We start from the raw sequence: 14,545 nt of genomic DNA on the forward strand, positions 1-14,545 counted from the left end.
CGGCTGAGCGATTAGCGTTTTACTAGCTCACCGAACGCCTGTTCCGTGGTCTCTTCCATCACCTGAATCACGGCCAGCGCGAACATGTACGCGTCGCCCGGAGAGATCACATCCCACAACTGTTTCCACTCTGCCGGTGATGGCTTTTCAACCTCGTCGCCGATGATGATCTGGCCATGCTGCTCGATCGCGTCCAGCGATGCCGGAATCACCGCATAGCCCTTCACACCGTCGAGCTGATCGCGGTGCTCTTTGTTTGCTGCCACTGGGTTACGGCGCTGAATTTCCCGCCACTGCGACAGTGAACACTGATTCACGCGCACCGTCAGTACTCGGTCGGCGTGCTGCTTGTCCCAGGTGTCGAGCGCTTCCTGCGCCTGCGCACGGTTACTGCCAGCCAGACGCTTCGAGGCAGTATTTGCGGCTGCCACCGCTGCTTTCACCAGTTCGGCTCGTTCGTCAGCAAGCTCACCGTCCAAAACGATCCGTACGTCTTTGTGTCGCCGGGACGCAGTGGCTACAAAATCAGCAAGGGTTGACATCATGCTCCTGAATTGTGTGCAACATGGAGCGGCCGGTTGCTTACGCATTGCCCGGCCGCTCCATGCTCAATTACTCGTTACTCTGCGAGCTTGTGCTCATCAACAACAGTGCCGAACGGCAGCATCTGTACCGTCCGAGTGAACTCAGCGCCCGTCTCCGGTGCATCATCCGCTTTGCGGCCGCACCGCACCGGGATAACTTTCACCACCTGGCCAGCTGCGAATGTTTCATCATGCGCAACACCGGCACGCGACACGATGTAGTACTTCGCGCCCTTCACAAGTGCCGTGTCCAGCTGTGTCTCGTCCTGCGACACTTCAGGGTTCCACGCATACTGCAGCGTGACCGTGTCAGTCTGCTTGCCCTCACGTTTCAGCTCAGTGGCGAGCGTTAGCCGGTTCAGCGTGAGCTCTTCATTACCCGGCGTGTGCTGGAATCCCCCAGGCACCATGTCGTAGGTAATGTCGAGCGCCTTCTCACCGTTCAGCAACGTCGGAGTAATGTCGCTGATCGCTTTTACTTCTGCTTCAGGGATGAGCATGACCGCGAGATTCCCGTCAGTGATGACGCCATCTACGCCGCTCCAATTCAGTTTGAGTGCCATTACTTTGCCTCCTTCTTCGTGGGAGCAGCGGTCGGTTTTGATTTGCCGACAAGCTCATACCCAAACGTTTCTACGATCTGTTCCGGAACCTCGATGATGCGGCCGGAGGATGACTTCACTTTCACCTGTTTCGGGGTTACATTCCCGTAGTTGAACTGCGCCACGGCAGCCTCCTTAATTAATTGGTTGTTGACGGAATGTGTATACGGATGCGGCGCGCCATTTACGCGTCGCGGAATCATCGGCACCCACTTGGCTGGCTCGGCGCCGCACATTGTCGATTCGAGCGTTCGCAGTGACGAGCACGACCCCGCGTCCGTGAGGCCGCAGTGCGCGGTCGACGTGTTGGTCACACCACATCGCTTGTTCCGGGGTGTCTCCCACGGATACGGCAGTGACGGCGATTTGTTCGCTGGAAAACGGCCCGGTTACCCGCTCCTGTACGTCTGCATCGCGCTCCGGGTACAGCACCACATACGGTGCTTTTGCCGAGCGAGGCGCTTCCCCTACATACACTCGGCCACCGAGATTCGGTGCGATCAGTGCCGTCAGTTGCTCGAGTGCGTGGATCATTCGATCACCACCTCGCTGATCGCTTTCAGCAGGCCCCGGTAGAAATCGTCCACGTTCGCAAGCAATGCTGGCTCCAGCGATTGTTTGTGCCCCGAGTACGGGTTCCCCGTCTCAAAGATCGGTGCCAGATCACCCTGACCACCAGGCCTAGGCCCGATATCAGCGGTCACACTGTCTTCCTGGTCTTTGAGGTCGTACTCCATCGTGTACGGGTACAGGCGGCCGTGACGCCCCACTTGGGCACGTGAAATGTTGCGCGCGTCATCCTTGATGTGTCGCGCGGTCACTTCTATAGCCTTCCGCACCTTTGGCGCTACCCGGGACGGCACTCCCTCGAGTGATTCCTGCAGTGTCCGTAGCTCTGATAGGTCTACTTCCACACTCATTCGAGCACCTCCAGTTGGAACCTGCGCGCGGTACGGTGTGGCCGCTGTTCTTCAGCGATCACGCGCGCCCGCACGTCCCCGTTCGCGGTGGTAACGACAACTTCACAGCCAGGTGGAAACGCGCCGGGTGTTTCGGCTGGGATCCGCAGCTGTGGCTGTGACAGCACCATGTCGCGTTCACCGCTGCTGGAGTGCTTCGCGGCTGCCTGTCGCGATACCAGCTCGCAAGGCCCTTCATAAAGCAGCACCGGGTCATCAACGTAGTCGCCGGTGTCATGGTCGAACTCGCCAAGCACCAACATGGTGACACGACACTGTTGCGTCATTCGCATGCGTGCGAACTCGGCTCCGAAGTTTGCTGCGCGGGTGAGTATGTTCATCGCGTTGTCACCACCGCAGTGCCGCCGCCGTACTGTTCACGCAGCTGTTGCGCCACCCGTTCCGGCAGCGTCATGCCGGCTTTGTCGCCACCGTCCGCCCACGATGCTCGAAAGTCGTCAATCGCTACCGATGACAGCCCACCCGGTGCAAGCCCGACCCCAAGGTCGAGGTTTGCAAGAGCAGTGGCAGTGAGGACACACGTCCAGTGCTCGAGGTCGCGGGGCACTTCTGCAAACCCGTACGTGAACGTCACGGTTACTTTTTCGGTGACCGGTACAGTCACGTAGTTGTCGCGCAGCGTGAACGCGACCGGCATATCCTTTGCCGTGACCGCTGACACGTCGACAACCGGAGTTTGCGGTAGGTACACGCGGCCCTCCGAGTCGGGCCAGTCACTGAACGTCGCGGTTTGACGCGGTGCCACATGCTGCCCGATATCGGCGCGGATTGCTTGTGTGGCGTCCTCCAGCAGCGCTTCCACCTGCGGCACCGAGTCGTTATCGAAGGTGGTGTTCATGCGCAGCTGCAGCTGCTCAACGGTAGCGAACGACATGGCTATTCCTTTCGTGTTGCCTTGCGTCGCGCTGGCTTCTTAACCTCCGGTTGCGGTACCAGCTTCCACCCGAGGGCAAGCATTGACCGCTCGCCCTCGGGTGGAATCTGGAGCCGCTCACCAGTCGGTGAAACGAACTCTCGCATTAGCTATCAGCCGGCACCAGTGCAGCGAACGGGAATCCGTTTTCGACACCCACTTGGATCGGGTTCGCGACCGCGTAGCCGACACGGAACTTGAACCGCAGCGCCACCATGTCGCGCTCGGCGAGGTTGATGCCTCCGACCGTTGCCTGGTCGAGCAGCTTGACCTGCACGTCCTGACGGATACCGAGGATGGCATTACTCGTGTCACCCACGAGTGCGCTTGCCACATCACGCTTCCAGGATCCGTTCTCCACGTAGTGCAGACGTTCACCGTAGACCGACTCAGTGGCACCATCCTCACGGATCGCGGTGAGGTAGATCGGCTGGCCGTTGCTGTCGCGCAGGCCACGCAGCTGCGGCTTCAGGAAGCGGCCTGTGTACACCGCATTCACGTCGAACCCGTCCTCTTCAACCTTGCCGAACGTCTGGTTCAGGTCTTCAGCCAGGTCCTTCGGGGTACCGCTTCCAGCGGTGAACGTGTTGCCGGCAGCGATTGCGCCGGGAACGAGCGCCGGGTCCTTCCAGGTGGCGGGCTTGCCTTCACCGAAGAACACTGCGAGGTCGAGCAGTCGACCGAACTCCTGTGCCACCAGCGGGCGCACCTCGCCCCAGATGTCGAAGTTCGAGTCATCCAGCACGTTCTCGTGTACTGGGATGATCACTGCGAGCTCTTCAGCGATGAGCTCCTTGCTGTCCCACTTGACCTCGCTGGTGGGCTTCACGCCACTTGTTTCAGTGGCAGACTCGGTTACCCAGCCAGCGGTTGGCAGCGCCGACAGCACCGGCATGCGGGCCGTCCCGGCGGTCATCTGGATCGTGCGGAACGAGGCCAGCGCTGCAGAGGTTTGCGTGCCGCCCTTAATGATTTCGTTGATGTCTTGACGCGCCAGCAGGGCAAGCGCATCGTCGCGTGCGATATCAGCCATTTGGTTTCCTTCCAAACAAAAAACGCCACCCGATAGGTAGCGTCGAAACGATTGATGTTGTGGTTATCCGCGCGCTGCGCGCAGGATGTCGTTCATTGTCGGAGGTGCAGGCGGCGGCGTTGCGCCCCGCTGCCCCTTGTCAGGGTCGGGAATGAACCGTCGTGCCGCGAGTTCCGGGAACTCTTCCACGAGCTTGTTCACTGCCGTAGCAACGGCTGATTCATCAACCGTGCCTTGCTCATTGACCTCGATTGTCGACAGGTCAATGAGTTTCGTTGCCAGTTCCGGGTGCGACAGCTTGCCTGCCGCAGCCGCTTTCACCGCGTACTGCACACTCTGAGCAGCAAGCACCGACCGTGCCTTCGACTCGGCCTCCGTGCGCGCCGCCGCTAATTGGGCATCAAACCCCGCCACCTGCTCTCGCAGGGCAGCAGCCTCATCACGCGCTTCGTGCCACTTCTGCTTCATCGCGTCCAGCGCTTTCTTACCTGGATCACCCAGCGCCTCAGCGCCAGCCGAGTCAGCTGGTGCTGACTGGTCGGCTGCTTGTTCATTAGTTCCCATTGCGGGCCTCCTCAACTCAACGGAAAACAGGAAGTGCCCGCAACAAGGCGGGCACTTCAGCTAAGAGATCGATTACATGTACGGTTTGACGAACGGCATCGCGTAGTCAGGTACCGGCTCCCCAAACCTTTCGGCAGATTTCACAGCGTCTGCCACAAGCTCACGGGGCACAGTTACGCTGTGAAGCTCAGCAAAATTTGTGGCACTGAATACGTTATGGCCAAGGGTCTCACCACCAGTGAGTGCTACTCGCATGACGACTCGCTGGTGCCCTTCTGGCTTGACAGCGTCAAATACAAACTGCGCCAACCGGTTAATCTCAGGGCTGTCCGTTGCGTTATCAATCGTGAACTTCATCGACTACCTCACCACCTTGCCGTTACGAAGAATCCGAACGCCATTCCCCGATACAGGGTAAAACGACACGGTTTCCTCCACTCGTTGAGCATTGGGGAAGAACTCGATCTTCACTGTGACTCCCAAGTGCGTCGCCTCGGCGGATACCGGCTTCCCAGCTGACAAGATGCTTGTCTCCAGCGTATCAAGTGCGGCGTGGAAAGCGTCTATCGTGTCCTGCTCGCTCCACCAGCTTGGAAACTCGGTATTTGTGCCGCGTTTGCCTCGTGGCGTCATGCCATACGCATGCCCACCAACAGTCGTACCCGGGATGCCATACATGATCTTTTCGAGCAAGAACTCATCAATGTTCGGCACCCGGTCATCGTGCAGCCACCACTTGTCGCCATCTGGTTCGAACCGCTCCCGGCCACCCGATGGTGGCTTCTTCCCACCACCAGAACCCCGGCCAGCCCCGCGCCCGGCACCCGGCGCCGCGCCACGAGCGCCGCCGCGACTTCCGCGACTACCTCGGCCAACCGCCGCCTGTGCACGCTTACCGCCCTTCGCCAGCGCGACCACCTCAAGCCGCCGCAAATCATCCAGCGACAGGTCATCCAACGCCAGCACGAGCCTGGTCAGCCCGGGCGGTGCCGACGCCTGCAAGGCCAAGTTCTTCAACTGGTCGACCTGCCGATACAAGGCATCCACCTCACCCGGTGACGGGGCACGCAACTTCACCCCCAAATCGGCGCTGTTCGGGCCAATCGTTGCCGGGATCTTGCCAGTCCGCTCGTAATACTTCAGACGGTAATTCGCGTCGTAATACCGACGCTCGGCGGATGTCATCGTGTACCGATTCAACGGGTCACGAACACCCGTCCGACGTGCCTCGAGCACCGCTTCACGTGCCGCCGCAGCGCGACCGCCTTTGCCGAGCTCTCCGTACCCCTCATAGAACCTGCCGAGGATGTTGCCGCCACGCACCTGCGGCCCAGTGATGAAGCCCTCCTGCCGCATCAACCGGATCGCGTCATCACGGGACTTCGCTTGCTCATAGATATCGTCGATGGTCATCCGGTGCGGGGTACCGAACTTCCGTGCACCCTTCGCGGTCGCAAGACCACGTTCACGAATATTCACCACCCGGTAAATATCGGCACCGTCACGGATCGCCTGCGCATCCGCCTTACCGAACAACCGATCCTGTTGTTCTTCGGTGAGGCTGTTGAAATACGCATACGGGTCAGTCGTCAAATCCCCAGCACAATCTTCACGAGCAGGGATGTGGATGCAGTCACAGCCAGGATGCCGCTCGAATCCTTCGTTCCACCGATACCAGCGCCCTGCAAGGATCACGCACCTCGAACATGACGGCGGCACCAGCTGCCGCACATACCCAGTCACCTGTGGTCGCCGCGTCATATCGGCAGCCACGACACTGCGCACCGTGTCCGACAACGTGGTGAGTGTCATCGTCAACACCAACGCCGCCACCTGTTGCAGTGCCAGCTGCGGCATCAAGCCGCGCGCCATCCTGGCCTTCGCGCTAATCGCTGCCTGCTCATACAGGCCGTCAACGGTGCGGCCGTCCGGTGCGTACTCCAAGAACCGTTCAAGGTTCAATTCACCAACCGGCTCGGTCACGAGCCGAGTTTCGTGAAGTAGCGCTGGTGTATACGCCGCTGCCGCTATGGCAGCTTGCCTCCGGTACCCTTGCAACGCACGCACCAGATGCGGACGGATCACCTGCATGGATGCATCCACCTGTGTCGGGTCAACCCTGCGCCACAACTGTTGCGCGGTGACTCCGGCTCTAGCCGAGATCACCTTCCGTTGCTGCTCGAACTCTCGAATCGCGTTCGGAATCACTCGGTACCTCCAGCTTGGCGGCCGTGAACGGCATTGCATCCTGTTCAAGGCGCGCCATGTTCAGCACTCGATCCACTTCACCCGGTGACAGCCCATCCAGCTCGAGCAGGTACTCGAGCGGGTACCCCATCGACCGCTTCTTCATCAGCGCGTCCGCCAACTGAGATTCCGACCGGATCTCCGGGTTCATCCACGACACCGACGCATCCATCACCGCATCAGCCATCCCAGCTGACCCACCAACGAGCGCCGCCAGCCGGTAAATCTCGCGAATCGCAGGAGTTGCGAATGTTTGGAACTCAAGCGTCTTCTTCACCAGCCCGATCTCCGACGCCTTCAAGCCCTCGCTCGACACGTTCGACATGCCAGTACGAGTGATTAGATACGTCGGTGGCGTGCGAGTCTGCGCTGCGATGTGCCCGACCGCCTGTTCGATCACGTCAGTGAACACATCGAGCTTCGCCGCTTCCCAAGCCCCGATCTTCGCGTTCGGATTCTGCAAGTACATCAAGCGCTTTTCTTGCAGATCGCGAATATCGATCAGCTTTTCACCGATCTTGTTGCCGTAGTCATCCACAAGCGGAATCTTCGGCGGCCCCTGCCCCATGACCACACGTGCAGGCATCGACGCATAGTCCGCAGACAAGAACAAGTACGCCCACAGCAAGTTAATCGCATCCTGCAGTGGCGCCACCGGCGTAATCTCCGAAACAGGCTCACCGAACAGCAACGGACGGTTCGGGATCTCCACAAACGGCACGTCACCGATCACGTTTCGGCTATACCAGGCCTGCCCATCCATCGTGCGCGGCATCCACGCGCCAGTGCCCGCACTGCGTCGAGCTTCCTTGATCTGCGACAACCCCACACCAATCGCACGAGATAGTGGCCGCTGCCACCGCCACACCTCGTCACGGGTGTACAGCGTCGCCAACTCAAACTCGTCCTCGGCCCACACTTTCAGAGCGGCACGACGCCGCCGCAAGTTGCCCCACTCGTACTCGATCTCCACCTGCCCGGCATGCTCCCACTGCATGATCGGGTTCCCGTCACTGTCACCATCGACAGAAACGTATGACCTACCCCCGTACAGCGTGGCGAGAAACCCGTGCGAAGACTGCGCCTCCATATCGTTCCGCTGCCACCAAGTCCACAGCATGCGCTGCAGCTCACGGTCATCAGCTTTCATGCCCGTATGGCGGATGCGCTCACCAACTGCATCCACGACGGGGCGACACCAGTTATCCGCAAATCCGGAATACCGTGCCGCGTTCGCTTTCTTCCACTCACGAGTCGCGAACGTCAACGGCTGCTTACCGAGGTAGTAGTCCTCCCACAGCTGCAGTTGCGCACGCCGCTTCGACAACCGCTCCGACAACCGATTCGTGAGCGCAAGCGCTTCTTTCGCTTCCACACGAACCCCCTCTAGAAATACACGTAGTCACTGATCTGCTCTTCACGCCCAGCTGCTACCGCGTCCGCACGGGCTTCATGCGCCAACACAGCAGCCATAGCAGCATCGATCTTCTGCGCCTGCGATGCTTTACCCAGCACATACCGGGATCCGCGACGCGCGAGCTCAACCGCGTTCCGGATATGCGACTCCAACTCGCTGTCACCGGAATGCGAAAACGCTGAACCTTCGTGCAGCACATCATCGCGATACCGTTCAAGTGCTGAATGCATCTGCACCGGCCGGTACGTCTCCCAGCGGAACACACGCTTGGGGTACCTACCTGCAAGCTCGTCAATCAATGTCGCCCAAAATGGCGGGTCGCAATACGCGCGCACCACCTCGAACCGTTCAAACAACTCTTCGAACGCTGCCCATACCTCTTGCTGCGGAACCCGACCATCTGGCCATTCCCGTGGGTCCCAGATCGTGCGCCGCCCACCGTGATACACCGGCACGAACTGATGCCCATCCAACGTTTCTGCGATGATCGCCGTGAAGTCGTCCACTTCTGAACCGTCAAACCCGAGCACAATCCGTGTACCATCCGGGACTGGCTCGTCAGTTGCCCGCGCAATCCACTTAGCGATTGGCATCCACGCACCCAGGCCCTGCACCAACCGGTTCCCGTAGAACCGTTCGGCCTCGGCCGGGCTTTTCTCACTCAGCTCGGCCGCCTCAGCCAGGATCGCTTCGACATCCACCCACGGTGCACCCGCATAGTTCCATTCAATGATCTGACGCCGCTCATCTACGTCATCCCACGACAACCCAACCGGTGGCGAACGGAAATCACGCTGCACGTCAGCCGCCGTCGATTCGAACGTGCGCTGTGCCACCGAATCCTCCGACGGGTCCCACGCATTCGTGGTCTCAACCGCACGACCGCCCGTACCCGACAAACCACGGCGAATCGTCGTCGCCAACGCGTGGCCGGCCGTCCCTACCCAGACACCGGTTTCATCCAGCACGGCGAACGTCACACGAGCACCAAGCCGCGACCGCGCTTTCGCTGACACCGGCTCGATCCGCGCTTCACCATGATCCGGGATACGAATAACATCTTCACCCGTTTTCGGAAGCACACGCGCAAGCGGCCCCAGATTGATCATGTCTCGCAACAACCCGTACACGTTGTCGGTTTGCCCCTCAGAGGTCGCGACGATCTGAATGATCGGAACCGTCCACCGACGACCCAACGGCTCCCCCGGTTGAAACACGTATTCCCAACCACACGGGCAGCCATTGTCCGCGCAGGCATACACCTCACCGCCCACGGCCCACCCATCAAACACAGCAGGCCCGACAGCCTCCAAGCACACCAGCGCGGCCTGCAACGGCGACTTGCCCCACTTCTGCGCCCGCACTAACTGGGACCGTCGATGCACAAACGCCGGGGCAAGCATCCCCCGCTTCGCACCAGCCGCAACCAGGTAATGCCCGGCAGTGAACGAAAGCTGCTCGTCAGTGAACCGAAACGGCACCACGCCCTCACCCGAAGTGATCACACAATGCGCTTCAACCCACTCCAACGCGACATAGAGCGGGACATCAACACGCTCCACGCTCGCCTCCTAGTTGACAGCTGACAACCGCGCACGCACCGACCCCGGCGCAGGCTCAACCGATTTCTTCTTCGACGACCGCTTCTCGCCCACCTCATCCTCAGCAAACCGCCAACGATGCCGCGCCATCCCCGAAAGCGAAATGCCCAGCTCTTCCTCGAAACGACGCACCTCAGCACGCGCAGCAGCGGGCGCATCCGGCAACAGCGAATCATGAAACGCCACCAGATAGTGCGCCACCTGCACGTGCAACGAATACTTCGCCCACATATGCGCCTGCGGCAACTTCCACAGCCGCCGCCACTGCTCCAACATCCACTCAGTCGGCAGGCCCTCAACCTCAACCTCGCCGTTCTCAGCAAGCTTTTCCGCAACTGACGGCAACGGCCACTTCGGCGCCCGGCCAGGACGACCCCGAGCAGGCAACGTCACCCACCCAGCAGCGTCATCCTTCCGCAACCGACGCAACGCATTCGGATCCGGAGCCGGGCCAGACCGAAACCGCGCACCACCTGACCCCATAACCCCTCCAAATACTTAAACTTGCAACCCTTTGAACCTGACAAACCAAAAATCGCCCTCCCCGGCGGTACTGGAGCCTTGGTGTTGTCGGGGTGTACCCCCACCCTTACTGGTCGATGCGGTGCCAGCCGCCGGGTTGGTTGGTTGCGGTTTCTTTGCTGTGGCAGTTGTGGCACAAGCCTCGACCGTGTTGTGGGTCGTTGGGGTTGAGTCCGAGCTGTTCGAGGTCTCGTCTGCTGTGTGGATGGTGGTCGGCGATGGTTGCTGGTGCGAGTTGGCAGACTGTGCAGATTTGGTCTCGTTCGAGGACTGCGGTTCGGAATGCTTTGTGGTGTTTGTTGTTGTAGCCGCGTGTGGCGGCTGTGCCTCGTGCCCGGTCGGCTTGTTTGGTGTGGGTTTGGCACCTGGTGGAGGTGGTGATCTCTGGGCAGTCTGGGACGTTGCATACCCGTAGCCTGGTCATGCCGGTTCCTCCCGGTTGTGTGGTGCCCATGGAGTTTTGCCAGGCGGCCCCTTCACCGGGCTCTTACCGATCGGTGTGGTCACCGTTCCTGCACCGATCCGCTGATAGCGTCGCCGGGCCTGGGCTTCTGCTGGCATGGCATAGCTATGACTCCCAGGCCTGTGGCGTGGGGCATGCCAGCATTGCGCCGCCGTGAGGTATCGAACCCCACCCTTCCGGTTTTGGAGACCGGCCTGCACCCTGTGCTCGACGACGATTGGAAACCGACTGTGCCCCGAAGATTGTTTCTCCGGGGCACAGTTATTGCGCAGGCTCAGCCTAACACACGACTGCGACGTTCGGGGCCAGTGTCACTTCCCAGTCACCATTCGGTTGTTTCTGCACGGTCATGTGGTGGTCGCGCAGGGCTGGCAGATTGCGGGCACGCCTCGCGGCGAGGAAGTCTCGCCACTCCATGCACTCATGAAGCTCCACATACCGGCGGCCTTTTACTTTGCGCATCTCGATACCGTCATCTGCGATCCACCGCTCAAGTTGCCGTACATCCCTGCCGACCCGTTCCGCTGCATCCCGAATCGGTATCCACTGCGGCACCGTCTGCTGCCAGCGGCAAGAGTCACAGCGTGCCCCGTGAAGCTGTAGGTCAGCCCAGACCTCGCCGCCGCACTCAGGGCAGGTGCGGGGCCGAGCCGGTACCGGTGCGCGTCCCTCGAGTGGCCATGCCCGCAGTGGTCGGATCAGCCACACGTCCATGAGGTCTCGATACACCGGGAATGCTTCATGCGCAACGACGTCCGGCCACCATGCTCGGAGCCTGCCGGTTAGACTCACCGTCCACTTACGTAGAGTCTCCGATGTGTCAGCGACCACGCTGGCTACGCCCACTGGCTCACCATTAGAGGCGCACCGCACCATATGTGATGTGTCCGCGAACCCGAAGCGTGGGAGTCGCTCTCTGAAATAGTCCTCCATCTTCCACAGTTCAGCGAAAGAGAAGTCGATCTGATCCATCGGGTTAAGCCGGGCAGGTGCCGGGGTCAAATCCCGCGCCCTCGGCTGGCCATCTCCCATGTGCACGCCCGGCACCACCAGGTGCGCGAGATGCTCCAGCAAGTCCGGCAGCTCAGCCAGCGCTTCCTCATAACGATGCACCGGTAACGACACTGCTTACTCCCGCCCGCTGGTTTGTTTGGTGTATTTCATGTGGCAGTAACAGCTCTGGTCGCCGTCCCGATAGATCGCCCCAAAGCCGGAGCGCACAGTCTCGTCCTCAAAATCAAAAGGCCAGTCAATCTCGTACTCGATGCCGTCCCAGGTAAATCGCCCAATAGTGGCTTCATTCATCATTCTGCTCACCCCTTAGTGCCGCTTGGAACTCAAAGAATTGTTTATTTAGGACTGCAAGGCGCATCGAGTCACAATCCGGGCACCAATACCGGCCCCACAATGTCCCAGCCGGTGCACCACAGTGGATGCATTTATAGCCCGACGGCTGGTGGCAAATGTGTTCCCCCAGCGCTGCCTCCAATGCCACCATTGCACCCTTCAGGAATCGGTTGATTTCCCACGTTGTGAGGTCGTCCCACTTCTCCACGGTCATCTCGTAGCTCAGTGCCCGTGCTGCGCGGTCGATCATTTCGTCGGTAATCTCTACCTCCGGTTTTGGCCACAACACCTCGAAACCGCGCTCATCGGCATGTTCTTGAAGATCGCCAGTGCCTATCGCATTCGGTGACATGTCGCTTGTCCGGAACCACAAATCGGTGTTGTAGTCGTACTCCGCCACAATTACCGAGAGTCCTGGAATACGGATTACTACCCCGTCCTCGGTCGGGATTAGTCCGTGCGGATGGTCTTCGATTTCGCGTGCGAACCTCACACCTATTTTCTCTGCAACCTCCCGGTCGATGCTTTTGATCGTGCCTGCGGCTTCAAAGCTAATCTGAAAAAGCCCCATTTCCACGATCCGGGTATGCACGCCGTTAATGTCGATGTAATCGCCGGGCTTGGCGTCGCCGGGCAGGATTTCTTTCCACGTCATTTGCTCGAACCTTTCTCGACCTCTCCGCACTCGCAATAAGAAAGCGCGCGGTGGCAAGTGCACGGACAGAGAACGTCCATCGCACGCTCAACCATTTCGTCGGTCACTGTGACCGGCGTGCGTTCCCCTGCATCATTACCCGGGTTGGTTTCCCCCTTGAATCGCAACACAGACCTGTCAAGATCAAGCGAACATAAGAGAACAATGAGGTTTTCAAGGTCAGGCGAATGCCACACATAGTTTGAATACGAACATGCGTTCTCCCCGCGCCGTGGCCGATACTGAAGCTCTCGGTCTGCCGCTTTCCTCGTGAGAAACACCAGGTCCTCGTCCGGTTCGCGGTGCCGACTCATGCGACACACAAACAGATCAGTTTCGCGCTCTACTAGCTCCTCCAGCTCGTAATCGTCGAGCGCGTTGATATCGGTACTGAGGTCGTAGTGCTCGTCTACCCAGTGCCGATCATAAGGCCCGCTATCTACATCCCAGAATGTAAGTTCGCCTTCGTCGTCGCGGCGCCACACATCGCGCATGATCTGGTAGAAGCGTGGCGCGCGGGTCCACCCGATATCTGGCCCGGTTTGGTCTTCACGTAGCTCGGTGACGATGCGCCGGAACTCGCTGGCGGGTTCTTTAATGTTGTCTAGATTCATGATTCGTTTCTCCTAGAACGGCGGCACGTCGCTGCTCATGCTCGGTTCAAGGTCGGAGGCCGCGACAAGCTCTGCCGCAAGCTCAGCCTTCGACGCGATGCTCTCCAGCCGATCCAGCGTGCCTTTCGCCTCAGCAAGCTCTCGCTCCACCAAGGCCGTCCAGCGGCGCAGGTTCTCGGCGGCTTTCCCGGCCTCGTCACGCAGGGCGTAGAGATAGCCCGATACCTCACTCATCGGTCTCCTTCCGGTGCGGGTTGGAGATACTGGTCTTCAGGCCGAGGATGGTGGCCCGGTTCATTTCCTGTCGGTGGGCGAGATAACCTTCGTCCCATGCGTTGGCTTTCACCTGCGCGAGCCACCGATCGAACCCCTCCGGGTCCATCGAGTTCGCATAGAGCTGTCGCACCTGCCCCGTCGTCGGCGTGTACTCGGTCACGGTGTCTTCTCCTCTGGAGCGATGACTCATCGGCCTTCGTCCTCTCGCTCGCGTTCGCACCAGGTGCAGTCGCACTCCTCGTAACTTCCGCTGTGCTTCTGCGACCGCGCCGGGCCATGCAGCCGCTTGACGCTCGGTGAGGCCTGCGGGGGCCGCGTCTATCGCTGCGATGTGCGCTGACGCCACAGCGGCTTCGAGAGCTCGCACGCGCTCGATCAGTTCGGGGATCGCGGCCCTGGCGGCCACAATGAACTCGGCATCGGCTTCGCCGCCGCGCTCAACCGTCGCCACGTGTGGGCAGACCATCCAATTGCCGCCGTCGAAGTATCCGGTACCAGTAACGCAATACCAGTCGTCTGCGTCGTCGTATTCTGCTACCCAGGGGCCGGGTGTGGCGGCCTTCGCCAACTCTTCTAAACGCTCTAGATCAAGCATCTTGCTCATCGTGCCGTTGATGTCGATGTAGTCCCCGGCCTTTACTTCGTCGGCCTGGATTTCTTCCCACGTCATCTGTTCGACCCTTTCTCG

The 14,545-nt window shown here is 60.1% G+C and carries 19 protein-coding genes, 1 tRNA gene and 1 pseudogene; all 21 read right to left on the bottom strand.

Annotated features, from left to right (window positions below):
• Window positions 1–11: 11 nt before the first annotated feature.
• Window positions 12–545, bottom strand: coding sequence for a hypothetical protein (locus tag RQ865_RS06775; protein WP_311478388.1), 534 nt, complete (start codon window positions 543–545; stop codon window positions 12–14).
• A gap of 74 nt (window positions 546–619) precedes the next feature.
• Window positions 620–1,147 (bottom strand): hypothetical protein, encoded by a 528-nt coding sequence (locus RQ865_RS06780; RefSeq protein WP_311478390.1) that lies wholly within the window; start codon window positions 1,145–1,147, stop codon window positions 620–622.
• Entirely contained in the window at window positions 1,147–1,311 is a 165-nt protein-coding gene (locus RQ865_RS06785; RefSeq protein ID WP_311478392.1) for a hypothetical protein, read from the bottom strand. The genes RQ865_RS06780 and RQ865_RS06785 overlap by 1 nt, the downstream gene beginning before the upstream one ends.
• A gap of 10 nt (window positions 1,312–1,321) precedes the next feature.
• Complete coding sequence (locus RQ865_RS06790; protein WP_311478393.1) at window positions 1,322–1,720, bottom strand: hypothetical protein; 399 nt, start codon at window positions 1,718–1,720, stop codon at window positions 1,322–1,324.
• Window positions 1,717–2,007, bottom strand: coding sequence for a hypothetical protein (locus tag RQ865_RS06795; RefSeq protein ID WP_311478395.1), 291 nt, complete (start codon window positions 2,005–2,007; stop codon window positions 1,717–1,719). The genes RQ865_RS06790 and RQ865_RS06795 overlap by 4 nt, the downstream gene beginning before the upstream one ends.
• Before the next feature lie 95 nt (window positions 2,008–2,102).
• The gene (locus RQ865_RS06800) at window positions 2,103–2,486 is read right to left on the bottom strand and encodes a DUF6093 family protein (protein WP_311478397.1); all 384 of its coding nucleotides are present in this window, start codon (window positions 2,484–2,486) and stop codon (window positions 2,103–2,105) included.
• On the bottom strand, window positions 2,483–3,040 hold the full coding sequence (locus tag RQ865_RS06805) for a hypothetical protein (RefSeq protein WP_311478398.1): 558 nt from the start codon (window positions 3,038–3,040) through the stop codon (window positions 2,483–2,485). Before RQ865_RS06805 ends, RQ865_RS06800 begins: the two co-directional genes overlap by 4 nt.
• Window positions 3,041–3,185: 145 nt before the next feature.
• Window positions 3,186–4,148, bottom strand: a pseudogene (locus tag RQ865_RS06810) (phage major capsid protein); the annotation flags it as partial.
• A 27-nt stretch (window positions 4,149–4,175) separates the two neighbouring features.
• Entirely contained in the window at window positions 4,176–4,676 is a 501-nt protein-coding gene (locus RQ865_RS06815; protein WP_311478399.1) for a hypothetical protein, read from the bottom strand.
• 72 nt (window positions 4,677–4,748) lie between these two features.
• Window positions 4,749–5,033, bottom strand: coding sequence for a hypothetical protein (locus RQ865_RS06820; RefSeq protein WP_311478401.1), 285 nt, complete (start codon window positions 5,031–5,033; stop codon window positions 4,749–4,751).
• Between the two features lie 3 nt (window positions 5,034–5,036).
• A complete protein-coding gene (locus RQ865_RS06825; RefSeq protein ID WP_311478403.1) occupies window positions 5,037–6,884 on the bottom strand; it encodes a hypothetical protein in 1,848 nt (615 codons plus the stop codon).
• Complete coding sequence (locus RQ865_RS06830) at window positions 6,829–8,298, bottom strand: phage portal protein (RefSeq protein WP_311478405.1); 1,470 nt, start codon at window positions 8,296–8,298, stop codon at window positions 6,829–6,831. The genes RQ865_RS06825 and RQ865_RS06830 overlap by 56 nt, the downstream gene beginning before the upstream one ends.
• 11 nt (window positions 8,299–8,309) lie before the next feature.
• The gene (locus RQ865_RS06835) at window positions 8,310–9,902 is read right to left on the bottom strand and encodes a hypothetical protein (RefSeq protein WP_311478406.1); all 1,593 of its coding nucleotides are present in this window, start codon (window positions 9,900–9,902) and stop codon (window positions 8,310–8,312) included.
• A gap of 9 nt (window positions 9,903–9,911) precedes the next feature.
• The gene (locus tag RQ865_RS06840; RefSeq protein WP_311478407.1) at window positions 9,912–10,286 is read right to left on the bottom strand and encodes a hypothetical protein; all 375 of its coding nucleotides are present in this window, start codon (window positions 10,284–10,286) and stop codon (window positions 9,912–9,914) included.
• Window positions 10,287–11,072: 786 nt separating this feature from the next.
• Window positions 11,073–11,141 (bottom strand) — tRNA-Trp (locus RQ865_RS06845).
• Between the two features lie 64 nt (window positions 11,142–11,205).
• Complete coding sequence (locus RQ865_RS06850) at window positions 11,206–12,039, bottom strand: hypothetical protein (RefSeq protein ID WP_311478409.1); 834 nt, start codon at window positions 12,037–12,039, stop codon at window positions 11,206–11,208.
• A gap of 15 nt (window positions 12,040–12,054) precedes the next feature.
• Window positions 12,055–12,234 (bottom strand): hypothetical protein, encoded by a 180-nt coding sequence (locus RQ865_RS06855; protein WP_311478410.1) that lies wholly within the window; start codon window positions 12,232–12,234, stop codon window positions 12,055–12,057.
• Entirely contained in the window at window positions 12,224–12,928 is a 705-nt protein-coding gene (locus RQ865_RS06860; protein ID WP_311478411.1) for a hypothetical protein, read from the bottom strand. Before RQ865_RS06860 ends, RQ865_RS06855 begins: the two co-directional genes overlap by 11 nt.
• Window positions 12,925–13,581, bottom strand: a complete 657-nt coding sequence (locus RQ865_RS06865) for a hypothetical protein (protein WP_311478412.1) — start codon at window positions 13,579–13,581, stop codon at window positions 12,925–12,927. The genes RQ865_RS06860 and RQ865_RS06865 overlap by 4 nt, the downstream gene beginning before the upstream one ends.
• A gap of 12 nt (window positions 13,582–13,593) precedes the next feature.
• Window positions 13,594–13,815: a hypothetical protein gene (locus tag RQ865_RS06870; RefSeq protein ID WP_311478413.1), complete on the bottom strand. Its 222-nt coding sequence runs from the start codon at window positions 13,813–13,815 to the stop codon at window positions 13,594–13,596.
• Entirely contained in the window at window positions 13,808–14,527 is a 720-nt protein-coding gene (locus RQ865_RS06875) for a hypothetical protein (RefSeq protein ID WP_311478414.1), read from the bottom strand. Before RQ865_RS06875 ends, RQ865_RS06870 begins: the two co-directional genes overlap by 8 nt.
• Window positions 14,528–14,545 lie beyond the last annotated feature (18 nt).

The sequence above is a fragment of the uncultured Gulosibacter sp. genome, from assembly GCF_963509965.1.
In the GTDB taxonomy this organism is placed as follows: Bacteria; Actinomycetota; Actinomycetes; order Actinomycetales; family Microbacteriaceae; genus Gulosibacter.